Annotated in this window: 22 protein-coding genes; 13 read left to right on the top strand and 9 right to left on the bottom strand. The window is 60.1% G+C overall.

Going from position 1 to position 24,085, the window contains the following annotated elements; translation table 11 throughout:
- Positions 1 to 72: 72 nt before the first annotated feature.
- From betC to HP062_RS21040, 3 genes are all read left to right on the top strand, one after another.
- Positions 73 to 1,587 carry a choline-sulfatase gene (betC, locus tag HP062_RS21050; RefSeq protein ID WP_172791975.1) on the top strand — a complete coding sequence of 505 codons (1,515 nt, stop codon included), beginning with the start codon at positions 73 to 75 and terminating at the stop codon, positions 1,585 to 1,587.
- A 16-nt stretch (positions 1,588 to 1,603) separates the two neighbouring features.
- On the top strand, positions 1,604 to 2,524 hold the full coding sequence (choX, locus tag HP062_RS21045; RefSeq protein ID WP_010465535.1) for a choline ABC transporter substrate-binding protein: 921 nt from the start codon (positions 1,604 to 1,606) through the stop codon (positions 2,522 to 2,524).
- A 153-nt stretch (positions 2,525 to 2,677) separates the two neighbouring features.
- Positions 2,678 to 4,246 carry a SulP family inorganic anion transporter gene (locus HP062_RS21040; RefSeq protein ID WP_010465533.1) on the top strand — a complete coding sequence of 523 codons (1,569 nt, stop codon included), beginning with the start codon at positions 2,678 to 2,680 and terminating at the stop codon, positions 4,244 to 4,246.
- Positions 4,247 to 4,374: 128 nt separating this feature from the next.
- Here HP062_RS21040 and aroE read toward each other — a convergent pair whose 3' ends face one another.
- Together aroE and hemF are read right to left on the bottom strand one after the other, a co-directional pair.
- Entirely contained in the window at positions 4,375 to 5,196 is an 822-nt protein-coding gene (gene aroE, locus HP062_RS21035; RefSeq protein WP_172791974.1) for a shikimate dehydrogenase, read from the bottom strand.
- Positions 5,197 to 5,209: 13 nt separating this feature from the next.
- Positions 5,210 to 6,124, bottom strand: a complete 915-nt coding sequence (gene hemF, locus HP062_RS21030) for an oxygen-dependent coproporphyrinogen oxidase (protein WP_010465529.1) — start codon at positions 6,122 to 6,124, stop codon at positions 5,210 to 5,212.
- A gap of 163 nt (positions 6,125 to 6,287) precedes the next feature.
- Here hemF and HP062_RS21025 point away from each other — a divergent pair, with 163 nt between their 5' ends.
- The gene (locus tag HP062_RS21025) at positions 6,288 to 7,265 is read left to right on the top strand and encodes an NADPH:quinone reductase (RefSeq protein WP_010465527.1); all 978 of its coding nucleotides are present in this window, start codon (positions 6,288 to 6,290) and stop codon (positions 7,263 to 7,265) included.
- A 127-nt stretch (positions 7,266 to 7,392) separates the two neighbouring features.
- Here HP062_RS21025 and HP062_RS21020 read toward each other — a convergent pair whose 3' ends face one another.
- The 3 genes from HP062_RS21020 to HP062_RS21010 all read right to left on the bottom strand — a co-directional run bounded on the left by HP062_RS21020 (position 7,393) and on the right by HP062_RS21010 (position 10,214).
- A complete protein-coding gene (locus tag HP062_RS21020; RefSeq protein ID WP_010465525.1) occupies positions 7,393 to 7,950 on the bottom strand; it encodes an L-threonylcarbamoyladenylate synthase in 558 nt (185 codons plus the stop codon).
- Positions 7,951 to 8,004: 54 nt separating this feature from the next.
- The gene (gene dprA, locus HP062_RS21015; protein WP_102594516.1) at positions 8,005 to 9,108 is read right to left on the bottom strand and encodes a DNA-processing protein DprA; all 1,104 of its coding nucleotides are present in this window, start codon (positions 9,106 to 9,108) and stop codon (positions 8,005 to 8,007) included.
- 80 nt (positions 9,109 to 9,188) lie between these two features.
- Positions 9,189 to 10,214, bottom strand: coding sequence for a LysM peptidoglycan-binding domain-containing protein (locus HP062_RS21010; RefSeq protein WP_010465521.1), 1,026 nt, complete (start codon positions 10,212 to 10,214; stop codon positions 9,189 to 9,191).
- A 170-nt stretch (positions 10,215 to 10,384) separates the two neighbouring features.
- On the opposite strand from HP062_RS21010, the gene def reads away from it, so the two are divergent.
- The 5 genes from def (at position 10,385) to HP062_RS20985 (ending at position 15,105) form a co-directional block, all read left to right on the top strand.
- On the top strand, positions 10,385 to 10,891 hold the full coding sequence (gene def, locus HP062_RS21005) for a peptide deformylase (RefSeq protein ID WP_172791973.1): 507 nt from the start codon (positions 10,385 to 10,387) through the stop codon (positions 10,889 to 10,891).
- Between the two features lie 57 nt (positions 10,892 to 10,948).
- A complete protein-coding gene (fmt, locus tag HP062_RS21000; protein ID WP_172791972.1) occupies positions 10,949 to 11,908 on the top strand; it encodes a methionyl-tRNA formyltransferase in 960 nt (319 codons plus the stop codon).
- Positions 11,905 to 13,215 (top strand): 16S rRNA (cytosine(967)-C(5))-methyltransferase RsmB, encoded by a 1,311-nt coding sequence (gene rsmB, locus HP062_RS20995; RefSeq protein WP_172791971.1) that lies wholly within the window; start codon positions 11,905 to 11,907, stop codon positions 13,213 to 13,215. The genes fmt and rsmB overlap by 4 nt, the downstream gene beginning before the upstream one ends.
- Positions 13,216 to 13,238: 23 nt before the next feature.
- On the top strand, positions 13,239 to 14,612 hold the full coding sequence (gene trkA / locus HP062_RS20990; RefSeq protein ID WP_010465514.1) for a Trk system potassium transporter TrkA: 1,374 nt from the start codon (positions 13,239 to 13,241) through the stop codon (positions 14,610 to 14,612).
- Between the two features lie 178 nt (positions 14,613 to 14,790).
- Entirely contained in the window at positions 14,791 to 15,105 is a 315-nt protein-coding gene (locus tag HP062_RS20985) for a tetratricopeptide repeat protein (protein ID WP_010465512.1), read from the top strand.
- Here HP062_RS20985 and HP062_RS20980 read toward each other — a convergent pair whose 3' ends face one another.
- From HP062_RS20980 to tag, 3 genes are all read right to left on the bottom strand, one after another.
- Positions 15,106 to 15,345 (bottom strand): PilZ domain-containing protein, encoded by a 240-nt coding sequence (locus tag HP062_RS20980; RefSeq protein ID WP_172791970.1) that lies wholly within the window; start codon positions 15,343 to 15,345, stop codon positions 15,106 to 15,108. It abuts the gene before it with no gap.
- Positions 15,346 to 15,417: 72 nt separating this feature from the next.
- On the bottom strand, positions 15,418 to 16,305 hold the full coding sequence (locus HP062_RS20975; protein WP_010465508.1) for a lysophospholipid acyltransferase: 888 nt from the start codon (positions 16,303 to 16,305) through the stop codon (positions 15,418 to 15,420).
- A gap of 40 nt (positions 16,306 to 16,345) precedes the next feature.
- Entirely contained in the window at positions 16,346 to 16,903 is a 558-nt protein-coding gene (gene tag, locus HP062_RS20970) for a DNA-3-methyladenine glycosylase I (protein ID WP_010465505.1), read from the bottom strand.
- An 81-nt stretch (positions 16,904 to 16,984) separates the two neighbouring features.
- On the opposite strand from tag, the gene glyQ reads away from it, so the two are divergent.
- The 4 genes from glyQ to HP062_RS20950 all read left to right on the top strand — a co-directional run bounded on the left by glyQ (position 16,985) and on the right by HP062_RS20950 (position 21,395).
- Positions 16,985 to 17,938 carry a glycine--tRNA ligase subunit alpha gene (gene glyQ / locus HP062_RS20965; RefSeq protein ID WP_003213601.1) on the top strand — a complete coding sequence of 318 codons (954 nt, stop codon included), beginning with the start codon at positions 16,985 to 16,987 and terminating at the stop codon, positions 17,936 to 17,938.
- A complete protein-coding gene (glyS, locus tag HP062_RS20960) occupies positions 17,935 to 19,989 on the top strand; it encodes a glycine--tRNA ligase subunit beta (protein ID WP_172791969.1) in 2,055 nt (684 codons plus the stop codon). Before glyQ ends, glyS begins: the two co-directional genes overlap by 4 nt.
- A gap of 4 nt (positions 19,990 to 19,993) precedes the next feature.
- Complete coding sequence (gene gmhB / locus HP062_RS20955) at positions 19,994 to 20,533, top strand: D-glycero-beta-D-manno-heptose 1,7-bisphosphate 7-phosphatase (protein WP_172792600.1); 540 nt, start codon at positions 19,994 to 19,996, stop codon at positions 20,531 to 20,533.
- Between the two features lie 82 nt (positions 20,534 to 20,615).
- The gene (locus tag HP062_RS20950; protein WP_010465499.1) at positions 20,616 to 21,395 is read left to right on the top strand and encodes a 1-acyl-sn-glycerol-3-phosphate acyltransferase; all 780 of its coding nucleotides are present in this window, start codon (positions 20,616 to 20,618) and stop codon (positions 21,393 to 21,395) included.
- A gap of 265 nt (positions 21,396 to 21,660) precedes the next feature.
- Here the strand turns inward: HP062_RS20950 and gyrB are convergent, their stop codons facing one another.
- A complete protein-coding gene (gene gyrB / locus HP062_RS20945) occupies positions 21,661 to 24,084 on the bottom strand; it encodes a DNA topoisomerase (ATP-hydrolyzing) subunit B (RefSeq protein ID WP_010465497.1) in 2,424 nt (807 codons plus the stop codon).
- Between the last annotated feature and the right edge of the window lies 1 nt (position 24,085).

Raw genomic sequence — 24,085 nt, 5'->3', positions numbered from 1 at the left:
ACAAAGTGCATGGACTCCATGCTCGATCGCAGCACTCTCGCATAAATATTCACTATGGAATGCCGCGATCACATGAAGCGCAAGAATATTCTTTTCATCATGGCCGATCAGATGGCCGCGCCAATGTTGCCGTTCTACGGTTCCTCGCCCATCAAATTGCCCAATCTCAGCCGCCTCGCCGCCGAAGGCGTGGTGTTCGACGCCGCTTATTGCAACAGCCCACTGTGCGCGCCGTCGCGTTTCACCCTGGTTAGCGGTCAATTGCCGAGCAAGATCGGCGCCTACGACAACGCGGCCGATTTCCCCGCCGATGTACCAACTTATGCCCACTACCTGCGGCGTCTCGGCTACCGCACCGCGCTGTCGGGCAAGATGCATTTCTGTGGCCCGGATCAACTCCACGGCTATGAAGAGCGCCTGACCAGCGACATCTACCCGGCCGACTACGGCTGGTCGGTGAACTGGGATGAACCGGACGTGCGTCCGACCTGGTACCACAACATGTCTTCGGTGCTGCAGGCCGGGCCGTGCGTGCGCACCAATCAGCTGGATTTCGACGAAGAGGTGGTGTTCAAGGCCCAGCAATACCTGTTCGATCACATTCGCGAGGATGGCGACCAGCCGTTTTGCCTGACCGTGTCGATGACGCACCCACATGATCCGTACACCATTCCCAAGGCTTTTTGGGACATGTACGACGATGCCGACATCCCGCTGCCGGAAACCCCAACGCAAACCGAACTTGACCCGCATTCCCAGCGTTTGCTCAAGGTGTATGACCTGTGGGACAAGCCGCTGCCTGTGGATAAGATTCGCGATGCGCGTCGTGCTTATTTCGGAGCTTGCAGCTATATCGACAGCAACGTCGGCAAACTCCTGCAAACGCTCGAAGATACCGGGCTGATCGATGACACCATCATCGTCTTCTCCGGCGACCACGGCGACATGCTCGGCGAGCGCGGCCTCTGGTACAAAATGCATTGGTTCGAAATGGCCGCCCGCGTACCGCTGTTGATCAGCGCACCGGGACAATTCGGCGCCGGGCGCGTCAGTGCTGCGGTTTCCACCGCTGATTTGCTGCCAACCTTTGTAGAGCTGGCCGGCGGTTCGCTGGAGCCGGGCTTGCCACTGGACGGTCGTTCGCTGGTCTCGCACCTGCAAGGGCAGGGCGGTCACGACGAAGTCTTCGGCGAATACATGGCCGAAGGCACCATCAGCCCTTTGATGATGATCCGCCGTGGCGCTTACAAATTCATCTACAGCGAAGATGACCCTTGCCTACTCTTCGACGTACACAACGACCCGCGCGAACAGGAAGAACTCAGCCAATCGCCGCAACATCGGCCGCTGTTCGAGGAGTTTCTGTCTGAAGCACGGGCCAAATGGGACATTCCGGCGATCCACCAACAGGTGCTCGCGAGCCAGCGTCGCCGGCGATTCGTCGCCGAGGCGCTGACCATCGGCAAGCTGAAGAGCTGGGATCACCAGCCGCTGGTAGACGCCAGTCAGCAATACATGCGCAACCACATCGACCTCGACGATCTGGAACGTAAAGCACGTTATCCACAACCCTGCCAAAACCAATAATGTTAAGGGGAAGTCCATGCAAAAGTTATCCACAGTACTGACGGTCGGGCTACTGGCTCTGGGCAGTGCATCGGCCTTTGCCGATCAGAGCTGCGACACGGTGAAAATGGCTGATCCGGGCTGGAGCGACATCGCTGCGACCAACGCCATCACCGGGTTTCTGCTGGACGGCATGGGCTACAAGGCCAAGGTCGACACCCTCGCGGTGCCGATCACCTTTGGCGGGCTGAAAGATGGCCAGGTCGACGTGTTCCTGGGGAACTGGATGCCGGCGCAGCAGGGCTTCTACGACAAATTCGTCGCCACGGGTGATGTCACCCAACTGGCGAAGAACCTCGACGGCACCGAATTCACCTTGGCCGTCCCGGATTACGTGTGGGACGCGGGTGTGCATAACTTTTCCGACCTGAATAAATACGCCGACAAGTTCGACAAGAAGATCTACGGCATCGGTTCCGGCGCCCCGGCGAACATCTCGCTGCAAGAGATCATCAAGAAGAACGACTTCGACATGGGCCAGTGGAAACTGGTCGAGTCCAGCGAGCAGGCCATGCTGGCCGAAGTGTCCCGCGCGGTGAAGAAACAGAAGTTCGTGACCTTCCTCGGCTGGACGCCGCACCCGATGAACGTGCAGTTGAAAATGCATTACCTGAAAGGCGGGGAGAAGTATTTCGGCGACACCGGCAGCGTTTATACGCTGACCCGCAAAGGTTATGCACAGGCCTGTCCGAACGTCGGCAAGCTGCTCACCAACCTGAGTTTCACCCAGGAGATGGAGAACAGCATCATGGCCGAGGTGGTGAACAAGAAAATCAGCAATGCCGAGGCGGCCAAGGCGTGGATCAAGGCCAATCCTGCCGTGCTGGATAAATGGCTGGATGGCGTGAAGACCGTGGATGGGAAAGATGCGTTGCCGGCGGTAAAAGCGAAGTTGTAAGGGTTGCCTGTGGCGAGGGAGCTTGCTCCCGCTGGGCTGCGAAGCAGCCCTAAAAATCTGCGGGCGCTTCGCTCCCGAGCGGGAGCAAGCTCCCTCGCCACAATGTTCACCCCGTACTGATACCCTTGCGCAAAACTCCACCCGAGAGGACCCATGGCCTTCCCCAGCCGCCATTCACTCTTTCCCTTCCTTTCCTGGTTGCCCCGGCAAACCCGCGCCAGCGTCGGGCGTGACCTGATCGTTGGCCTCAGCGGCGCCATTCTTGCGCTGCCGCAATCCATTGCCTACGCCCTGATCGCCGGTCTCCCGCCGGAATACGGCCTGTACGCCGCGATCATTCCGGTGCTGATCGCTTGCCTCTGGGGTTCGTCGTGGCATTTGATCTGTGGTCCTACAGCGGCGATATCCATCGTCCTGTATGCCAGCGTCAGTCCTCTGGCCGTTCCCGCGTCAGAAGACTACGTCACCCTGATCCTGCTTCTGACACTGCTCGCCGGCATTTTCCAGTGGCTGCTCGGATTGTTGCGCTTTGGCGCCCTGGTGAATTTCGTTTCTCACTCGGTGGTGCTGGGCTTCACCCTCGGCGCGGCGGTGGTGATTGCCATCGGCCAGTTGCCGAACCTGCTGGGGCTGGACCTGCCCAATCAGTCCACGGCGCTGGACAGCTTTTTGATGGTGTTCAAACACCTCGGCGACGTGGATAAACCTTCGCTGGTGCTGGGGCTGGCCACCGTCGGGGTGGGCGTGATCCTGAAATTACTGCTGCCACGCTGGCCGACGCTTTTGATCACCTTGGCGCTGAGCGGACTGCTGGTGTGGTTCTGGCCGTCGATGTTTGGCCATGTGAAGTTGGTCAGTGCGTTTGTCGGGCGGCTGCCGCCCTTCAGTCCGCTGCCGCTGGACCTGGATCTGATCCTGCGCCTGCTGCCCAGCGCCGTGGCGGTGGGGATGCTCGGGCTGGTGACGAGCCTGTCGATTGCCCGTTCCTTGTCGGCACGCTCCCAGCAATTGCTCGACGCCAATCAGGAAGTACGCGCCCAGGGTTTTTCGAACATGGTCGGTGCGTTTTTTTCCGGCTCGCTGTCAGCCGGTTCCTTCACCCGCTCGGGCCTGAGTTACGAGGCGGGTGCCTGCTCACCGCTGGCCGGGGTATTTTCAGCACTGTGGGTGGCGCTGTTCGCCATCTTCGGCGCGGCGTTGATTTCGCACATTCCGATCCCGGCCATGGCAGGCAGCATCCTGTTGATCGCCTGGGGATTGGTCGATCATCGCGGCATCCGCGCGCTGTTGCGGGTCAGCCGCGCCGAGTTCCTGGTCATGGCGCTGACCTGCGTGGCCACGCTGCTGCTGGAATTGCAGACCGCGATCTATGCCGGGGTCCTGGCGTCACTGTTCTTTTACCTCAAGCGGACTTCACAACCGCGAGTCCAGCATTGGCGCGAAGGCGATGAAGATATTCTGCAGGTCGGCGGGTCGATCTTTTTCGGCGCCAGCCATTACCTGCAAGTGCGCCTGCAACGGATGCACGGCGCGCGCGTGGTGATCGAGGCGCAGCAGATCAACTTCATCGACTATTCAGGGGTGGAAATGCTGCATCAGGAAGCGCGGCGGCTGCTCAAGCAGAATCGCAGCCTGACGCTGCGCAGCGCGCGGCCGCAGGTGGTGGAGGAGTTGAGGAAGCTTGAAGGGGCGGAGAAATGCCCGATCCGGTTTGAGGACTAAAACACCACTCTGATGACGAACGCATAACTTTTGGCGAGGGAGCTTGCTCCCGCCGGGTTGCGAAGCAGCCCTGAAAATCTGCGAGCGCTTCGCACCCGAGCGGGAGCAAGCTCCCTCGCCACAAAGAACTACAGCGCCAGTTGGCGGCGTAGTTCGGCCAGCACTGGCGCTGTATCCGGCCGCACACCGCGCCACAGGAAAAACGCTTCTGCCGCTTGCTCAGCGAGCATCCCCAATCCATCCATCGACACCGCCGCACCGTGTTCAGTGGCCCAGCGGCAGAACGAGGTCGGCTCCTTGCCGTACATCATGTCGTAGCACACCGTCTTGCCCGGTTCGATCAGGCTGCTGGCAATCGGCGGTACATCGCCTGAAAGACTCGCCGACGTCGCGTTGATGATCAGGTCCACCGACTCTTGCAGCCAGTCAAAACCGCTGGCCGACACCGGCCCCAGGTCCGCGAACAATTCCGCCAGCAACTCGGCTTTCTCGACGGTGCGGTTGGCGATAATTACCGAAGCGGGTTGCTCGGCCAGCAACGGCTCCAGCGCACCGCGCACCGCGCCGCCAGCGCCGAGCAGCAGGATGCGTTTGCCCTTGAGACTGAAACCGGCGTTGACCGTCAGGTCCCGCACCAGTCCGGCGCCGTCGGTGTTGTCACCCAACAACGTGCCATCGGCGAGTTTGCTCAGGGTGTTCACCGCGCCTGCCCGCTGCGCCCGTGCCGTCAGACTGTTGGCCAGGCGATAAGCCTCTTCCTTGAACGGCACCGTCACATTCGCCCCGCAACCTTCGAGGAAAAACGTCTTGGCGAAGTCGGAAAAGTCGTCGAGTGGCGCCAGCGAGGTGCTGTAGTCCAGTTGCTGAGCGGTCTGCTCGGCAAACAAGCGGTGGATCAGCGGCGACTTGCTGTGACCAATCGGGTTACCGAATACGACGTAACGGTCCATCAGAACTCCTCGTTCAGGCCTTGGCCAACCAATCGCGGTCTTGCAGGAAATAGTCGGTCAGGCGAGCTTCTTCGCTGCCCGGCTCGGCTTTCCAGTCGTAGCCCCAGCGGACTTGCGGGGGCAGGGACATGAGGATCGACTCGGTGCGCCCACCCGATTGCAGGCCGAACAGCGTGCCACGGTCGTAGACCAGGTTGAACTCGACGTAGCGGCCACGGCGAAATTCCTGGAATTCACGCTGTTTGGCGGTGAACGCATCGTTCTTGCGGCGCTGCACGATCGGCAGGTAGGCCTCGATGAAGGCGTCACCGATGGCGCGCATGAAGGCGAAGCTGGTGTCGAAGTCCCACTCGTTCAAGTCATCAAAAAACAGACCGCCGATGCCCCGTGGCTCGTGGCGATGCTTGATGTGGAAATAGCTGTCGCACCAGGCCTTGTAGCGCGGATAGACGTCCGGGCCGAACGGCGCACAGGCCTGTTCGGCGACGCGGTGCCAGTGCACGCAGTCTTCTTCGTTACCGTAATAAGGGGTCAGGTCGAAACCGCCGCCGAACCACCAGACCGGTTCTTCACCTTCTTTTTCAGCAATGAAAAAGCGCACGTTGGCGTGGGAAGTCGGCACCTGCGGGTTGTGCGGGTGAATCACCAGCGACACGCCCAGGGCTTCGAAACCACGGCCGGCCAGTTCCGGGCGATGGGCGCTGGCGGAGGGTGGGAGCCCGCTGCCAAAGACGTGGGAAAAGTTGACGCCACCCTTTTCGATGACCGCGCCGTTTTCGATCACACGCGTGCGACCGCCACCGCCGGCAGGCCGGGTCCAGGCGTCTTCGACGAATGCAGTGCCGCCGTCTTCGGCTTCAAGGGCTGCGCAAATCCGGTCTTGCAGGTCGAGCAGGTAGGCTTTTACGGCCTCGGTGCGGGTCGTCATGTCATCACCTTGAATCGGGCAAAACTACGCGGCGCTCCATCGGAGCAGGGGCCGGCGCAAATGGGCGCGTAGCATAACATCGCAGATGGGCCTGCCGCAGTTGACGAAGGTCAAGCTTAGGAGTCCGATAGGGAGCTTCGCAAATGACCTAAGGAGAGTTCTGATGGCAAAGCGTATCCAGTTCCGCGCCCATGGCGGCCCCGAAGTGCTCGAGTATGTCGACTATCAACCCGCCGAGCCCGGCCCGCAGCAGGTTCGCGTGGCCAACAAGGCGATCGGCCTGAACTTCATCGACACTTACTACCGCAGTGGTCTCTATCCGCTGCCCGCCCTGCCATCGGGCCTGGGCTCGGAAGGTGCGGGTGTGGTCGAGGCGGTGGGCAGCGAAGTGACCCGGTTCAAGGTCGGCGATCGTGTGGCTTACGGCAGCGGCCCGTTGGGCGCCTACAGCGAGGTTCACGTTTTGCCGGAGGCCAACCTGGTGCACTTGCCGGACGCCATCAGTTTTGAACAGGCCGCCGGTGTGATGCTCAAGGGCCTGACCGTGCAATACCTGCTGCGTCAGACGTATGAACTCAAGGGTGGCGAAACCATCCTGTTCCATGCCGCCGCGGGCGGTGTCGGATCCCTGGCCTGCCAATGGGCGAAGGCCTTGGGGGTGAAGTTGATCGGCACGGTCAGCTCGCCGGAGAAAGCCGCACTGGCCAAAGCCAACGGCGCATGGGCGACTATCGATTACAGCCACGAAAACGTCGCACAACGGGTGCTGGAATTGACTGACGGCAAAAAAGTCCCGGTGGTGTACGACGGCGTCGGCAAGGACACCTGGCTAACGTCGCTCGATAGCGTGTCACCACGGGGCCTGGTGGTGAGCTTCGGCAATGCGTCCGGCGCAGTGGACGGGGTGAACCTGGGGATTTTGGCGGCGAAGGGCTCGTTGTACGTGACCCGGCCGACGCTGGCGACCTACGCCAATAACGCAGAAAACCTGCAGCGCATGGCCGATGAGCTGTTCGAGATGATCATCAGCGGCAAACTTAAGGTGGACGTCAGCCAGAAGTATCCGTTGGCTGAGGCGGCGAAGGCGCAGACCGAGTTGTCGGCGCGGCGTACGACTGGCTCGACTGTTCTGCTGCCTTAACATCAAACTGTGGCGAGGGAGCTTGCTCCCGCTGGGCCGCGAAGCGGCCCCTCATATCTTTAAAAGAACGGGACTGCTGCGCAGTCCAGCGGGAGCAAGCTCCCTCGCCACAGGTATTACTGCGGGATTAATCCGGGCGAATGACGTTCCCGGTCGCGACATCGCGAATCACGCTCGGATTCTTGCGCCCACCCAGATTCCCGCCCAACACGTAGTCCACTTGCCCGCGGAAATACTGCTCGACGCGAATTCGCGTCCGCGCCGCTGGCCGACCCTGGGGGTTAGCCGAGGTCGACACCAGCGGCCCGACCACCGCGCACAGATCCCGCACCAGCGGGTGGTCGCTGACGCGCAGCGCTACGGTTTCATGCACGCCGGTAATCCACTGCGGCAACAGATTCTGATGCGGCACCAGCCAGGTATTCGGCCCCGGCCAAGTGCTGGCCATGCGGTCCATCCACAGTTCCGGGAAGTCTTCGAACAGGAAGTCGAACTGACGAATATTGTCGGCTACCAGAATCAGGCCCTTTTCCACAGACCGGCCCTTGATCATCAACAGACGATAGACCGCTTCTTCATCCCACGGATCGCAACCCAGGCCCCAGACCGCTTCGGTTGGATAGGCAATCACTGCCCCTGCGCGAACGGCTTGTGCGGCTTGTTGCACGCGCCAACTGTTGACCATGAAAAACTCTCCGGAATAAGGCTCTGCGCAGTTTACCGATCTTCCTTATAAAACCTAGCTCACCCGCGCAAACCAGCGCCCGCTTTCGCACACCGCCCGGCCGTCCATTTCCAGCTCCGTCAACGCTGCCAGCACTTTGGACAAGGCCCAGCCACTGCTGACCGACAACGCTTCGCTGGTGTGGGGCGCGGCGTGAAGCAACAGGAGCAGTGGATGAGTGGGTGCTTGCAGCGTCTCTGTGGACAACGGCAACCGTTGCCAGCCACGCAAGGCTTCGAGGATATGCTCGGTGGTTTCCACCAATACCGCACCGTCACGGATCAGCTGATGACAACCCTTGGCGCCAGGGTGGTGGATCGACCCTGGAATCGCATACACCTCGCGTCCTTGCTCCGCTGCCAGCCTCGCCGTTATCAATGAACCGCTGGCGACACTCGCTTCGACCACCAGCACCCCGAGGGATAAACCGCTGATGATCCGGTTGCGCCGGGGGAAGTTTCCGGCACTGGGGCCGGCGTCCAGCGGGAACTCGGAAAGCACTGCGCTGCCCGAGGCGATCATGGCGTCCGCCAGCCGCCGATTGCGCTGTGGATAAAACTTTTCAAGTCCCGTGCCAAGGACCCCGACCGTTCGCCCGCCCACGTCCAGCGCGGCTTGATGCGCGGCGGCATCGATGCCTAGCGCCAGACCGCTGGTGATGACGAAACCGGCGCCGGCCAGGCTGCGCGAAAACGCCGCCGCAGTGTCCATGCCCGGTCGCGAGGCGCGCCGACTGCCGACCATCGCCAATTGCGGTTTTTCCAGAATGTCGGGATCGCCTGCCACAAATAACAGCGGCGGCGCATCGCTGATTTCCGCCAACAGCGCCGGGTACTCAGGCTGGTCCCACATCAATAAATGCTGGCCCGGGCGCTCTAGCCAGGCCAATGCGTGGGCCGCGCCATCGCGTACTTCATTGACGCGCCGTGCCTCGGCGCACGCCAGCGGCAAGCCCAGCGAACGCCAGGCGCTGGCGGGCGCGCTGATGGCTTTGGACGCCGAGCCGAAGGCTTCGAGCAATTTCTTGAAACGCGCCGGGCCGAGTTCTGGCAATCGGTGCAGACGTAAACGAGCTTCCAGTTCCGCAGGGGAAACCGGTGTGACGGCAGACAGCGACATGGATCATCCTTGATCGTTATGAGCCCCGTTCAAACGGGAATAAGCTGTGGATAACTCTGTTGGTAACTTGTGGAGCCTGCTTACGGATTTCGCACCTTATCCATCACCGCCAGAGAGCGCGATGCGTTGAGTACCAGCCCGTAACTGAGCTTGTCGTAAGTGCGGAACACCATCAGCAAACCGGCACGCTCATCGGGGATTTTCAGTGGCTGGCCAGTGATCCGGTCGCGTACGGTTTCACCGGTTTTCATCACCACCAGCACGTTGCCTTCGGCCAGGCCATCACGCTGACCTTTGTTCAGGGTAACCACATCCAGCGCGCCAATCTGGGTAACCCCGCGCGGCACATCGATGATCAAGCCATTGATCTCGGTTTTTGGCGCACTGGGCATGAAGGTCGAGTTGATGGATCGTTCTTCACCGCTGAACAAACGGTCGCCGAGACGCACTTCTTGAGTCGTGCGTTGCAGTGCCAGGGTGGCGACGTCGCCCTCGGTGGCCACAATCTCGCCACCGCCGATGTCATCAGCATTGATCCCCAAAAACTCTTTGCTATCGGGATCGGTGTAGACCTTGCCCTGGCGGAAGATGCCGTAGACCGGCTGGTTCGGGTCGAAATGGCCACGGGCGAAAATGCGGTCACCGGTGCCACTGAGCACGCGTTCGGCATCGCCGGCGACGATATAAGGCGCCTTGTCGAAGTCCTCGACCTTGTCGACGATGCGGTTGCTCAGCAAAAAGCTGTTGATCGATTGCAGCGGAATGCTCGGGATCGCATCGGCCACTGGCGAGCTGCGCACCCGAGGCGAGAGCTTGATGGTGCCGCGCGAAGCACCGCGATTGAGGGTCAGGCGGGGCTGGCCGTTGACATAGACCAGCGACAGCGAGTCGCCGGGATAGATGAGATTAGGGTTTTCGATCTGAGGATTGGCTTGCCACAGTTCCGGCCACTTCCACGGCTCCCGGAGGAATTTTCCGGAAATGTCCCAGAGAGTGTCACCCGTCACCACGGTGTATTGCTGTGGAAAACCTTCCTTGAGTTGCACTTGCCCGTGCGCCAAACCAGCCGAGGCCAGAAGGAGCAAGGCGAGTAGTGATTTCCTCATGCGGTGAATCCCTTTATTATGTGCGTTCGCGTGAAACGCCAGAGCCCTCGTGGCTCGCTCCTGACTCTTTGATAAAAGAAAAGGAGCTACGCTTCACAACGGTAGCCTGCATCTTCGGACCTGCCAGGCCATCGACCCGACTTTACCTCACACGTGCAGCAATTAAGCTTATGGCCATTTTAGACATCCTCGAATTTCCCGACTCGCGCCTGCGCACTATCGCCAAACCTGTGGCCGTAGTGGACGACGAAGTGCGTCAGTTGGTCGATGACATGTTTGAAACAATGTATGAAGCGCCAGGCATCGGCCTCGCCGCGACCCAGGTCAACGTGCACAAACGTATCGTCGTGATGGACCTCTCCGAAGACCGCAGCGAACCACGGGTGTTCATCAACCCCGAGTTCGAACCGCTGACCGACGAGATGGAGCAATACCAGGAAGGCTGCCTCTCGGTGCCGGGCTTCTACGAAAACGTCGATCGCCCGCAGAATGTCAAGGTCAAGGCCCTGGACCGCGACGGCAAGCCTTACGAACTGATTGCCGAAGGCCTGCTCGCCGTGTGCATCCAGCACGAATGCGACCACCTCAACGGCAAATTGTTCGTCGACTACCTGTCGAACCTCAAACGCGACCGAATCAAGAAGAAACTGGAAAAGCTCCATCGCCAGAACGCTTGATGCCCTTCTTTCAAAGGCTTGCTGCGGCAAGCCTTTTTCTTTTCAGAGATTGCTCCCATGACTGAGCCACTGCGCATCGTCTTTGCCGGCACCCCGGAATTCGCCGCCGAACACCTCAAGGCCCTGCTCGCCAGCCCTTACGAAGTCGTCGCGGTTTACACCCAGCCGGACCGTCCGGCGGGCCGTGGGCAAAAGCTGATGCCAAGCCCGGTCAAGCAACTCGCGCTGGAACACAACATCCCGGTGTTGCAACCGCCGACGCTGCGCAACGAAGACGCCCAGGCTGAACTGGCCGCACTCAAGCCGGACTTGCTGGTGGTGGTCGCCTACGGCTTGATCCTGCCGCAAGCGGTGCTGGATATTCCGCGCCTGGGTTGCATCAACAGCCACGCTTCATTGCTGCCACGCTGGCGCGGGGCGGCGCCGATCCAGCGTGCGGTCGAAGCAGGCGACAGTGAAAGCGGCGTGACCGTGATGCGCATGGAGCTGGGCCTCGACACCGGGCCGATGCTGCTGAAAGTCACCACGCCGATCACCGCCGAAGACACCGGCGGCAGCCTCCACGACCGTCTCGCCGAAATGGGCCCACCGGCCGTGATCCAGGCGATTGCCGGCCTCGCCGCCGGAACGCTGGAAGGCGAAGTGCAGGATGACAGTCTTGCAACGTATGCTCACAAATTGAACAAAAACGAAGCACGCATCGACTGGAGCCGTCCGGCGGTTGAGCTGGAACGCCTGGTCCGCGCGTTCAACCCTTGGCCGATCACCCACAGCACGCTGAACGGCGAAGCGTTGAAAGTGCTGGCCGCGAGCCTCGCTGAAGGGCAGGGCGCACCGGGACAAATCCTCAGCGCCAGCAAGGACGGCTTGCTCGTCGCCTGCGGTGAGCAAGCCCTATGCCTGACCCGTCTGCAATTGCCCGGGGGCAAGGCGCTGAACTTCAGCGACTTGTTCAACAGCCGTCGTGAGAAATTCGCCGTCGGCACCGTGCTCGGTCAAGCGGCGGACGCTCAATGAATCCACGTCTGGCCGCCGCCAAGGCACTTGCCGCTGTTCTTAACGGAAAAGCCTCACTCAACAGTTCGCTGCCGACACAAATGGACAAGGTTGAAGACCGTGATCGCGGCTTCACCCAGGATCTGGCCTTCGGCACGGCGCGCTGGCAACCACGTTTGTCGGCGCTGGCGGCCAAGCTGCTGCAGAAGCCGTTCAAGGCAGCGGACGCCGATGTCGAGGCGCTGCTGCTGGTCGGCCTCTATCAACTGCTCTACACCCGCGTCCCGGCCCACGCCGCCATCGGCGAAACCGTCGGTTGCGCCGACAAGCTGAAAAAGCCTTGGGCCAAGGCCTTGCTCAACGCCGTGTTGCGCCGCGCCCAGCGTGAAAGCGAAGCGTTGCTGGCCGAGCTGGAACACGACCCGGTGGTGCGCACCGCCCACCCGCGCTGGCTGCAAAAATCCCTCAAGGCATTCTGGCCTGAGCAATGGGAAGCCATTTGCGCGGCGAACAATGCGCATCCACCGATGATTCTGCGGGTCAACCGCCGCCATCACGCCCGCGACGCTTACCTTGGGCTGCTGACTGAGGCCGGCATCGCCGCTATGCCGTGCGTCTACAGTCAGGACGGCATCATTCTCGAAGCTGCCGCCGACGTGCGCAGCCTGCCAGGCTTCGCCGAAGGCTGGATCAGCGTGCAGGACGAAGCGGCGCAATTGGCCGCCGACCTGCTCGACCTCGCGCCGGGCCAACGGGTACTGGATGCCTGCTGCGCACCGGGCGGCAAGACCTGCCACATCCTCGAAGCCGAGCCAAAACTGGCGGGCGTCGTGGCCGTGGATCTGGAAGCCAAGCGTCTGGTGCGCGTGCGCGAGAACCTCGCACGCCTGGGCCTGAGCGCCGAGCTGATCGCCGCCGACGGCCGCGACACGGCGACCTGGTGGGACGGCAAACCCTTCCAGCGCATTTTGCTGGATGCGCCATGCTCGGCGACTGGCGTGATCCGACGTCACCCCGACATCAAGCTGACTCGCCAACCGGATGACATCGCTGCACTCGCGGTGCTCCAGGGCGAGCTGCTGGACGCCTTGTGGATAACTCTGGAAGTCGGCGGGATTCTGCTTTACGCCACCTGCTCCACGCTGCCGACCGAGAACACTGAAGTCATCGAAGCCTTCCTCGCTCGCACGCCGGGTGCGCGTGAACTGGACCTCGCCACGGCGGCCGGTATCAAGCAACCTCACGGTCGCCAGTTGCTGGCCCAGGAAGGCGGCCACGACGGGTTCTACTACGCCAAGCTGATCAAGATCGCCGCCGCGCGCGGTTAACCGGTTTATAAGGGAGTGACTGGATGAAAATCATCATCCTCGGCGCAGGCCAGGTCGGCGGTTCGCTGGCAGAACATCTGGCCAGCGAGGCTAACGACATTACCGTGGTCGACACCGACGGCGAACGCCTGCGCGACCTCGGCGATCGGCTGGACATCCGTACCGTGCAGGGCCGCGGCTCGTTGCCGACGGTGCTGCGTCAGGCCGGCGCGGACGATGCCGACATGCTGGTGGCAGTAACCAACAGCGACGAAACCAACATGGTGGCCTGTCAGGTCGCCCACACCCTGTTCCATACCCCGACCAAGATTGCCCGGGTCCGCGAAGCCGCGTACCTGACGCGCTCCGAGCTGTTCGATAACGAAGCGATTCCGGTGGACGTGCTGATCAGCCCGGAACAGGTTGTCACCAATTACATCAAGCGCCTCATCCAGCATCCGGGCGCGTTGCAGGTGATCGACTTCGCCGAAGGCAAAGCGCAACTGGTGGCGGTGAAGGCCTACTACGGCGGACCGTTGGTGGGCCAGCAACTGCGCCAGTTGCGGGAACACATGCCCAATGTTGAAACCCGGGTTGCAGCGATTTTCCGCCGCGATCGGCCGATCCTGCCCCAGGGCGATACGGTGATCGAGGCGGATGACGAAGTGTTTTTCATTGCCGCCAAGGCAAATATCCGCGCGGTGATGAGTGAAATGCGCCGTCTGGATGAAACCTACAAGCGCATCGTCATTGCCGGTGGCGGGCAGATCGGTGAACGCCTGGCCGAGGCGATCGAAAGCCGCTACCAAGTGAAGATCATCGAGATGAACCCGGCCCGCTGCCGCCATCTCTCGGACACCCTCGACAGCACCGTGGTGTTGCAGGGCAGTGCTTCCGACCGCGACTTGCTGATGGAAGAGAACATTGCCGACGCAGACATCTTCCTGGCCCTGACCAACGATGACGAAGCCAACATCATGTCCTCGCTGCTGGCCAAGCGCCTGGGTGCGAAGAAGGTGATGACGATCATCAACAATCCGGCTTACGTGGACTTGATCCAGGGCGGCGATATCGACATCGCCATCAGCCCGCAACTGGCAACCATCGGCACGCTGCTGGCCCACGTGCGGCGCGGCGATATCGTCAGCGTGCACTCATTGCGCCGCGGCGCGGCGGAGGCCATCGAGGCGATTGCCCATGGTGATGAAAAGTCGAGCAAGGTGATTGGCAAGGCGATCCAGAACATCGGTTTGCCGCCGGGGACGACGATTGGCGCGATCATTCGTGATGAGGAAGTGATCATTGCGCATGACAACACGGTGATCGCGGCGGGCGACCATGTGATTTTGTTCCTTGTGGATAAGAAGCATATTCGGGATGTGGAGAAGCTGTTCCATGTGGGGCTCAGCTTCTTCTGATCAAGCATTTTTGGCGTCTGCGCGGGCCTCTTCGCGAGCAGGCTCGCTCCCACAGTGGGATTTTCGCCGCACACCAAATTCGTGTTCACTGAAGATCAATTGTGGGAGCGAGCCTGCTCGCGAAGGCGGCCTCACTAAAACAGATCAACTCCTGACACACCTCAACACGGAACCCCCCATGCTCGAATCCCTGGAAAAAATGCTCGCCAAGGGTGTGGATAACTCATTGCTGCGCTTCGGCCTGGGCAAGGGTTATCTGGATCTTGGAGAAAACGCCAAGGCCGCCGAGCATTTTCAGCGTTGCGTCGAGTTCGATCCGAAATATTCGGCGGCCTGGAAGTTGTTAGGCAAGGCCCATCTGGCACTGGCCGACTTTCCAGCTGCGCGTCAGGCGTGGGAGCAGGGCCTGGAAGCCGCCCGTGCGCATGGCGACAAGCAGGCAGAGAAGGAGATGACGGTGTTTCTGAAGAAGCTTGAGCGTCAGGCGCACTGATCAGAGGTAACGCAGGCCGATGCCATCGGCGTCGACAAGCACCACTTCCATGCGCACTCGCGGCGCACCTGTGGGCAAGTCTTGTACCTGCCCATAAACCACCGCGCCTTTAGGCAACGACGACAAGCCCGAATGCTTGACGTAGACGCCCGTCGTCGAAAGGTTGCGGGTTTGGCCCAGGCATTCGCCGAAGGTTTCATGAGTGATCTTGATGCGAAACGATTTGCGGTGTTCGGACATCTTTTGCGCCCTTGTATGAACGGTTGTGGATAACCCTGAATGCAAGGTTATCCACAGATCATGCCAATCAACTCAATACCAACGCTCTTCACCGGGTGGCCGCTTCTTGAAGCGCTTCATGCTCCACATGTACTGGCTCGGATAGGCCCGCACATACCGCTCGACCACCTGGCTCATGGCTGCGCACGACGTTTCGGTATCGGTGCTGTACATGGCTTCGGGCGCGGCTTCCAGGATCACCTTGTAACCTGAACCGTCCGGCAGGCGCAGGGCATGCAAGAACACGCCGACCGCTTTACCGCCGGCGAGCATGTTCGGTACGAACTTGCTGGTCAGCGCCTGGGTGGCGAAAAAAGGTACGAATATCCCAGCGGATTCGGCTGGTTCCGGGTCAGCGGGAATACCCACTGCACCACCTTTGCGCACTTCCTTGATGACGCTGAGGATGCCTTCCTTGGTGGAAGCGGCCACGCGGTTACCCAATTGCACCCGCTGTTTGCGCAGCAGATCATCCACCGCTTTCAGTTTCGGCGGTCGGTAGAAAATGATCGGTTTGCACTGGTTGCAATAGAAGTGGTTCAACACTTCCCAATTACCCAGGTGGCTGGTGATGCCGACCACGCCCTTGCCGGAGGCGAGGGCGTCCTTCAACACATCGAGCCCTTCGACTTCACGCACCAGGTCGATGGAACGCTGGGCCGGCCAGATCCAGGCGCAGGCGCTTTCGGTCAGTGACTTGCCGATGTCTTTCAGGCTCTGGCCGACCAGACGCTCGCGTTCAGCCGGGTCCATTTCGGGGAAGCACTTGGCGAGGTTGATCCGCACCACATCGCGGGAACGGTTGGGTGTTTTCCACATGACCCAGCCAATGGCCGAGCCCACGGCTTGCACTGCCCGCCACGGGAGCAGGGCAAACAGCCGCAGAGCGCCTACCAGCAAGGCGCCTTTAAACTTATCCACAGGTCACTCCTGATCTTGTGCTGTGCGCGAGGCGGCCATTCTAACCGCCGTTGGCGAGCTGAGCGTAGCGGTCGCAGTCTTGCGTGTGGTCCATGACCATGCCCGAGGCCTGCATCAGTGCGTAGCAAATGGTCGGACCGACGAACGTGAAGCCGGCCTTTTTCAAGCCTTTGCTCATCTCCACCGCCGTCGGCGTGACCGCCGGCACTTCGGTGCGATCCTTGAAATGATTGATCACAGGCGTGCCGCCGACGAAGGACCAGAGAAACGTTACCGGGTCCTCCAGCGCCAGCCAGGCCTGGGCGTTGCGTCGGGCGGCGTTGAGTTTGAGGCGATTGCGAATAATGCCCGGATCGAGCATCAATTCATCGATTTCCGCGTCGCTCATCTGCGCCACCCGTTGTACGTCGAAGCCGAACAATACCTCGCGATATCGCTCACGTTTTCGCAGCACGGTGATCCAGGAAAGGCCGGCCTGGAACCCTTCGAGCAAAAGCAACTCGAACAAACCCTGCGCATCGCGTAGCGGCGTGCCCCACTCCTGATCGTGATAAGCCATGTACAGCGGATCTTCGGAACACCAAAAGCAGCGTGGCATAAGGCTCCAGGGGGCGTGCGCAGGACCGAATCGGGTATACTCCCGCTCTTTAAATCGCAGCCCAAGAAACAGGTGAATTTCGTGAGCCAGCCTACGCCAGCCGTGCGTACCTTCCAAGACTTGATCCTCGCCCTCCAGCAATACTGGGCCGAGCAAGGTTGTGTGGTACTTCAGCCCTACGATATGGAAGTAGGCGCCGGCACTTTCCACACCGCTACATTCCTGCGCGCCATTGGCCCGGAAACCTGGAACGCCGCTTATGTGCAGCCCAGTCGTCGCCCGACTGACGGCCGCTACGGCGAAAACCCGAATCGTCTGCAGCACTACTACCAGTTCCAGGTAGTCCTGAAGCCGAACCCGGACAACTTCCAGGAACTGTACCTGGGCTCCCTCAAGCACGTCGGCCTGGACCCGTTGGTCCACGACATCCGCTTCGTCGAAGACAACTGGGAATCGCCGACACTGGGCGCCTGGGGTCTGGGCTGGGAAGTCTGGCTCAACGGCATGGAAGTGACGCAGTTCACTTACTTCCAGCAAGCGGGCGGCATCGAGTGCTACCCGGTGACCGGCGAGATCACTTACGGTCTGGAACGTCTGGCCATGTACCTGCAAGGCGTGGACTCGGTCTACGACCTGGTCTGGGCTGACGGTCCGTTCGGTAAAGTGACTTACGGCGACGTGTTCCACCAGAACGAAGTCGAGCAGTCGACCTACAACTTCGAACACGCCAACGTCGAGAAGCTGTTCGAACTGTTCGACTTCTACGAAAGCGAAGCCAAGCGCCTGATCGAACTCGACCAGCCGCTGCCATTGCCGAGCTACGAAATGGTGTTGAAGGCCTCCCATACCTTCAACCTGCTGGATGCGCGCCGGGCGATCTCGGTGACCGCGCGTCAGCAATACATCCTGCGTGTGCGCACCCTGGCGCGTTCCGTTGCGCAAGCCTACCTGCTGGCTCGCGCCAAGCTGGGCTTCCCGATGGCGACCCCGGACCTGCGTGACGAAGTACTGGCCAAGCTGGAGGCTGCACAATGAGTGCTCAAGATTTTCTGGTTGAACTGGGCACCGAAGAACTGCCACCCAAAGCCCTGAACACCCTGGCCGACGCGTTTCTGGCCGGTATCGACAAGGGCCTGCAAGCCGCGGGCCTGAACTACGAGACCAAAACCGTCTACGCCGCACCACGTCGTCTGGCTGTGCTGATCACCTCGCTGGCGACTCAGCAGCCGGATCGCAGCATCAACCTCGACGGCCCGCCACGTCAGGCCGCGTTCGATGCCGAAGGCAACCCGACTCAAGCAGCACTGGGCTTCGCCAAGAAATGCGGCGTCGACCTGAGCGAAATCGATCAAAGCGGCCCGAAACTGCGTTACAGCCAAAGCATCGCCGGCAAGCCGACTGCGAGCCTGCTGCCGACCATCGTTGAAGATTCGCTGAACGACCTGCCGATCCCCAAGCGCATGCGCTGGGGTGCTCGCAAGGAAGAATTCGTTCGTCCGACCCAATGGCTGGTAATGCTGCTCGGTGACCAGGTCATCGATTGCACGATCCTCGCCCAGAAGTCCGGTCGTGATTCCCGTGGTCACCGCTTCCATCACCCGGAAAGCGTGCGTATCACTTCGCCGGCCAATTACCTGAGCGACCTGCGTGCCGCCTACGTACTGGCCGATGCCAACGAGCGTCGCGAGCTGATCAGCAAACGCACCGAAGAGCTGGCGACGATGCAGGAAGGTACTGCCATCGTTCCTCCAGCCTTGCTCGACGAAGTGACCGCGCTGGTCGAATGGCCGGTGCCGCTGGTGTGCTCGTTCGAGGAACGTTTCCTCGACGTGCCACAAGAAGCCCTGATCACCACCATGCAGGACAACCAGAAGTACTTCTGCCTGCTGGATGCCGACGGCAAGTTGCTGCCACGTTTCATCACTGTGGCCAACATCGAAAGCAAAGACCCGCAACAGATCATCGCCGGTAACGAGAAAGTGGTTCGTCCACGCCTGACCGACGCCGAGTTCTTCTTCAAGCAAGACAAGAAGCAGAAACTCGAAGACTTCAACCTGCGCCTGCAGAACGTGGTGTTCCAGGAAAAACTCGGCAGCGTCTACGACAAGGCCGAGCGCGTTTCCAAACTGGCCGCGTTCATCGCGCAACGCGTTGGCGGCAACGCAGCCTGGGCTTCCCGTGCCGGCCTGCTGTCCAAGTGCGATCTGGCGACCGAGATGGTCGGTGAGTTCCCGGAGATGCAAGGCGTCGCCGGTTACTACTACGCCCTCAACGACGGCGAGCCGGAAGAAGTCGCACTGGCCCTGAACGAGCAGTACATGCCGCGCGGTGCCGGTGCTGAACTGCCGACCACCCTGACCGGTGCGGCCGTGGCCATCGCCGACAAGCTCGATACCCTGGTCGGTATCTTCGGCATCGGCATGCTGCCAACCGGCAGCAAAGACCCGTACGCCCTGCGTCGTGCAGCACTCGGCGTGTTGCGCATCCTGATCGACAAGAAACTCGACCTCGACCTGAACGACGCCGTGGCATTCGCCGTGAATGCGTTCGGTACCAAGGTCAAGGCTGCCGGCCTGAACGATTCGGTGCTGGAGTTCATCTTCGACCGTCTGCGTGCCCGTTACGAAGACGAAGGCGTGGATGTCGGGACTTACCTGTCGGTCCGTGCCCTGAAACCGGGTTCTGCCCTGGACTTCGATCAGCGCGTACAAGCCGTGGAAGCGTTCCGCAAATTGCCGGAAGCCGCAGCCCTGGCCGCAGTGAACAAACGCGTTTCGAACTTGCTGAGCAAGGTCGAAGGCTCCATTCCTTCGGTCGTGGAAGCCAAGTACTTCGACAATGCCAACGAGTTCTCCCTGTACTCGGCGATCCAGCAGGCTGACCAGGCTGTACAGCCGATGGCCGCTGCCCGTCAGTACAGCGAATCGCTGGCCCGTCTGGCTGCCTTGCGCGAGCCGGTGGATGCATTCTTCGAGGCCGTGATGGTCAACGCTGAAGACGCCAAGGTGCGCGCCAACCGTTACGCATTGCTGGCGCGCCTGCGTGGACTGTTCCTCGGCGTTGCCGACATTTCGATGCTGGGCTGAGGGACTGCTGTTGAAACTGCTGATTCTCGATCGGGACGGGGTGATCAATTACGACTCCGACGCTTACATCAAGTCGGTGGAGGAGTGGATTCCGCTCCCCGGTTCGATCGAAGCCATCGCGCAGTTGAGCAAGGCCGGCTGGACGGTGGCGGTGGCTACCAACCAGTCGGGCATCGCTCGCGGCTATTACGACATCGCAACCCTGGACGCTATGCACGAGCGCTTGCGTTCGTTGGTGGCGGAGCAGGGCGGCGAGGTCGGGCTGATTGTCTACTGCCCGCACGGGCCGGACGACGGCTGCGATTGCCGCAAGCCAAAACCCGGGATGTTGAAAACCATCGCCGCTCATTACAACGAATCGCTGACTCATCTATGGTTCGTCGGCGATACCCTTGGTGACCTGGAAGCCGCCAAAGCCGTCGACTCTCAGCCAGTTTTGGTAAAGACCGGGAAAGGCGAAAAGACTCTGGGCAAGACCCTGCCGGTGGGCACCTTGATTTTTGACGATCTTGCGGCGATTGCCGCAGAACTTATCCACAATTAGAGTGCTTCGATTGTTCCTGACCAAGGATTGATCGGGAGTGCGCTTGAATAGGCGGGCAGTGCCCGCAACGGTAAATGTCGCCATGTCGATACTGCAGGCCATCAGAACCTTCCTCTTTTACCTGCTGCTGGGCACCAGCTCCTTGCTTTGGTGCAGCCTGAGCTTTTTAATCGCGCCGTTTCTGCCGTTCAAGGCGCGGTATCGCTTCATCAATGTGTACTGGTGCCGTTGCGCCTTGTGGCTGAGCAAAGTCTTTCTGGGCATCAGCTACGAAGTAAGGGGCGCCGAGAACGTGCCTGACCAGCCCTGCGTGATTCAGTCGAACCACCAGAGCACCTGGGAGACCTTCTTTCTCTCTGCCTACTTCGAGCCATTGAGCCAAGTGCTCAAGCGCTCATTGCTGTTCGTGCCATTCTTCGGCTGGGCCATGGCCATGTTGCGACCGATCGCTATCGACCGCGACAATCCGAAAGCTGCGCTCAAGCATGTGGCGAAGAAGGGACATGAATTGCTGAAGGATGGCGTCTGGGTGCTGATCTTCCCCGAAGGGACTCGCGTTCCTTATGGCACCATCGGCAAGTTCTCACGCGGTGGCACCGCATTGGCGGTCAATGCCGCACTTCCAGTCCTGCCGATTGCGCACAATGCCGGCAAGTTCTGGCCGAAAACCGGTTGGGCGAAGAAGCAGGGCGTCATCACCGTGATCATTGGCGAGCCGATGTACGCCGTAGGCAGTGGGCCGCGCGCCATTGCCGATCTGAATGACCGTGTGCAGAGCTGGAACGAGCAGATGCAGCGGGAAATGGGTTCGCTGCCAGCCGCCCCAGCCGCCCCCTCGGCCAACGATCAAGTGGCTGTCTGAGATTCTGTGGATAACCTGTGTACCGTTTTACCGAAAATTAACGTTTTGTGATCGTATCTTTATGATTTATATATATATTTCTTAAACTCATAAAACTCCGGAAATGGTGCATAAGTTTTTTTCGGGCGCAAAAAAACCGGCTGATATAGCCGGTTTTTTTATGCCTGCGATTTGCGATGTGTTTGGCTCTGCGATCATCTTTGAAGGTATAAAAAAAGGCCAACGCTGAGCGTTGGCCTTTTTCAATTAGCAGTCAGCTGCTGGATTAGAAATCCAGGTTAGACACCGCCAAGGCGTTGCTTTCGATGAAGTCACGACGAGGTTCGACCGCATCACCCATCAGGGTGTTGAAGATCTGGTCTGCGCCAATGGCGTCTTCGATGGTCACTTTGAGCATCCGGCGCTGGCTTGGGTCCATGGTGGTTTCCCACAGCTGATCCGGGTTCATTTCGCCCAGACCTTTGTATCGCTGGATGGTGTGACGCTTGGTGCTTTCAGCCATCAGCCATTCAAGGGCTTCCTTGAACTCGGTGACCGGCTTTTTGCGCTCGCCACGCTGGATGTACGCACCGTCGTCCAGCAAGGTGCTCAGTTGAGCGCCCAGGGATACAACGGTTTTGTAATCGTTGCTGCCGAAGAAGTCGCGGTTGAAGGTGACGTAGTTCGACAAGCCGTGGGAGATCAGTTCGACCTCTGGCAGCCAGACGTTACGTTCACGGTCTTCACGCAGGCTGGCTTTGTAGACCAGGCCAGACTTCTCGACAGTGCGCAGACGGACTTCGTACTGGGCCATCCAATTCTGCATCGCTGCGTGATCAGACAACTGCTCCAGACTGACAGCCGGCAGATAGATGAAGTGCTCGGTCAGTTCCTGTGGGTACAGTCGCGACAGACGCTTGAGAGTCTTCATTACCAGACGGAAGTCGTTCACCAGACGCTCAAGGGCAGGTCCGGAAATACCCGGAGCATCCTCGTTCAGGTGCAGGCTCGCGTCTTCCAGGGCCGACTGCGTCATGTACTCTTCCATGGCGTCGTCGTCTTTGATGTATTGCTCTTGCTTGCCTTTCTTGACCTTGTACAGCGGCGGCTGAGCGATATAGATGTAGCCGCGCTCGATCAGTTCCGGCAACTGACGGAAGAAGAAGGTCAGCAGCAGGGTACGGATGTGCGAACCGTCGACGTCAGCATCGGTCATGATGATGATGTTGTGGTAACGCAGCTTGGCGATGTTGTACTCGTCGCGGCCGATGCCGCAGCCCAGCGCGGTGATCAAGGTGCCCACTTCTTGCGAAGAGATCATCTTGTCGAAGCGCGCCTTCTCGACGTTCAGGATCTTGCCTTTCAACGGCAGGATGGCCTGGGTCCGGCGGTTGCGACCCTGCTTGGCGGAGCCGCCAGCAGAGTCACCTTCCACGAGGTACAGTTCTGACAGGGCAGGGTCTTTTTCCTGGCAGTCAGCCAGTTTGCCCGGCAGGCCGGCGATATCCAGCGCGCCTTTGCGACGGGTCATCTCGCGGGCTTTACGCGCCGCTTCACGAGCGCGAGCCGCGTCGATCATCTTGCCGACGACCAGTTTGGCCTCGTTCGGGTTTTCCAGCAGGAAGTCGGAGAAGTACTTGCCCATTTCCTGTTCGACCGCGGTCTTCACTTCGGAAGACACCAGCTTGTCTTTGGTCTGGGAGCTGAACTTCGGATCCGGGACTTTCACCGAAATGATTGCGGTCAGGCCTTCACGGGCATCGTCACCGGTGGTCGCGACCTTGTGCTTCTTCGCCAGACCTTCCGCTTCGATGTAGGTGTTCAAGTTACGCGTCAGTGCGGAGCGGAAACCCACCAAGTGAGTACCGCCATCGCGCTGTGGAATGTTGTTGGTGAAGCACAACAGGTTCTCGTTGAAGCTGTCGTTCCACTGCAGGGCGATTTCCACGCCGATGCCGTCTTCGCGCTGGATGTTGAAGTGGAACACCTGGTTGACCGGAGTCTTGTTGGTGTTCAGGTATTCAACGAACGCACGCAGGCCACCTTCATACTTGAACAGCTCTTCCTTGCCGCTGCGCTCATCCTTGAGGACGATACCGACACCGGAGTTGAGGAAGGACAGTTCACGAATCCGCTTGGCCAGGATGTCCCAGCTGAAGTGGATATTCTTGAAGGTCAGATCGGACGGTTTGAAGTGGATCTGGGTGCCGGTGGTTTCGCTCTCACCAACAATTTTCATCGGCTCTTTCGGAACGCCGTGAATGTACGTCTGTTCCCAGATCTTGCCGCTGCGGCGAACGGTCAGGACCAGCTCTTCGGACAGGGCGTTGACCACCGAAACACCTACACCGTGCAGACCGCCGGATACTTTGTAGGAGTTGTCGTCGAACTTCCCGCCGGCGTGCAGCACGGTCATGATGACCTCGGCTGCCGAAACGCCTTCTTCTTTGTGCACGTCTACCGGGATGCCACGACCGTTGTCGCGAACGGTGATGGATTCATCCGGGTGGATAATGATGCTGATGTCGTCACAATGGCCAGCGAGCGCTTCATCGATGGAGTTGTCGACTACCTCGAAGACCATGTGGTGCAGACCGCTGCCATCGTCGGTGTCACCAATGTACATACCAGGACGTTTACGGACGGCATCCAGGCCTTTCAGCACCTTAATGCTCGTTGAGTCGTAGGTATTCGTATTTTCTTCGCTCAAT

The sequence above is a fragment of the Pseudomonas sp. B14-6 genome (assembly GCF_013260315.1).
In the GTDB taxonomy this organism is placed as follows: domain Bacteria; phylum Pseudomonadota; class Gammaproteobacteria; order Pseudomonadales; family Pseudomonadaceae; genus Aquipseudomonas; species Aquipseudomonas mandelii.
The sequence above is the reverse complement of the archived record's forward strand: the minus strand, read 5'-3'. Positions and strand labels throughout refer to the sequence as shown.

What these genes read in the sequence shown, in the direction of transcription:
- HP062_RS20950 (WP_010465499.1), top strand. Translation starts at nt 20,616, where the DNA reads ATGTCGATACTGCAGGCCATCAGAACCTTCCTCTTTTACCTGCTGCTG.
- HP062_RS20985 (WP_010465512.1), top strand. Translation starts at nt 14,791, where the DNA reads ATGCTCGAATCCCTGGAAAAAATGCTCGCCAAGGGTGTGGATAACTCA.
- hemF (WP_010465529.1), bottom strand. Translation starts at nt 6,124, where the DNA reads ATGACGACCCGCACCGAGGCCGTAAAAGCCTACCTGCTCGACCTGCAA.
- aroE (WP_172791974.1), bottom strand. Translation starts at nt 5,196, where the DNA reads ATGGACCGTTACGTCGTATTCGGTAACCCGATTGGTCACAGCAAGTCG.
- HP062_RS21010 (WP_010465521.1), bottom strand. Translation starts at nt 10,214, where the DNA reads ATGAGGAAATCACTACTCGCCTTGCTCCTTCTGGCCTCGGCTGGTTTG.
- glyS (WP_172791969.1), top strand. Translation starts at nt 17,935, where the DNA reads ATGAGTGCTCAAGATTTTCTGGTTGAACTGGGCACCGAAGAACTGCCA.
- dprA (WP_102594516.1), bottom strand. Translation starts at nt 9,108, where the DNA reads ATGTCGCTGTCTGCCGTCACACCGGTTTCCCCTGCGGAACTGGAAGCT.
- betC (WP_172791975.1), top strand. Translation starts at nt 73, where the DNA reads ATGAAGCGCAAGAATATTCTTTTCATCATGGCCGATCAGATGGCCGCG.
- fmt (WP_172791972.1), top strand. Translation starts at nt 10,949, where the DNA reads ATGACTGAGCCACTGCGCATCGTCTTTGCCGGCACCCCGGAATTCGCC.
- choX (WP_010465535.1), top strand. Translation starts at nt 1,604, where the DNA reads ATGCAAAAGTTATCCACAGTACTGACGGTCGGGCTACTGGCTCTGGGC.
- HP062_RS20980 (WP_172791970.1), bottom strand. Translation starts at nt 15,345, where the DNA reads ATGTCCGAACACCGCAAATCGTTTCGCATCAAGATCACTCATGAAACC.
- def (WP_172791973.1), top strand. Translation starts at nt 10,385, where the DNA reads ATGGCCATTTTAGACATCCTCGAATTTCCCGACTCGCGCCTGCGCACT.
- tag (WP_010465505.1), bottom strand. Translation starts at nt 16,903, where the DNA reads ATGCCACGCTGCTTTTGGTGTTCCGAAGATCCGCTGTACATGGCTTAT.
- HP062_RS21040 (WP_010465533.1), top strand. Translation starts at nt 2,678, where the DNA reads ATGGCCTTCCCCAGCCGCCATTCACTCTTTCCCTTCCTTTCCTGGTTG.
- HP062_RS21025 (WP_010465527.1), top strand. Translation starts at nt 6,288, where the DNA reads ATGGCAAAGCGTATCCAGTTCCGCGCCCATGGCGGCCCCGAAGTGCTC.
- trkA (WP_010465514.1), top strand. Translation starts at nt 13,239, where the DNA reads ATGAAAATCATCATCCTCGGCGCAGGCCAGGTCGGCGGTTCGCTGGCA.
- HP062_RS21020 (WP_010465525.1), bottom strand. Translation starts at nt 7,950, where the DNA reads ATGGTCAACAGTTGGCGCGTGCAACAAGCCGCACAAGCCGTTCGCGCA.
- rsmB (WP_172791971.1), top strand. Translation starts at nt 11,905, where the DNA reads ATGAATCCACGTCTGGCCGCCGCCAAGGCACTTGCCGCTGTTCTTAAC.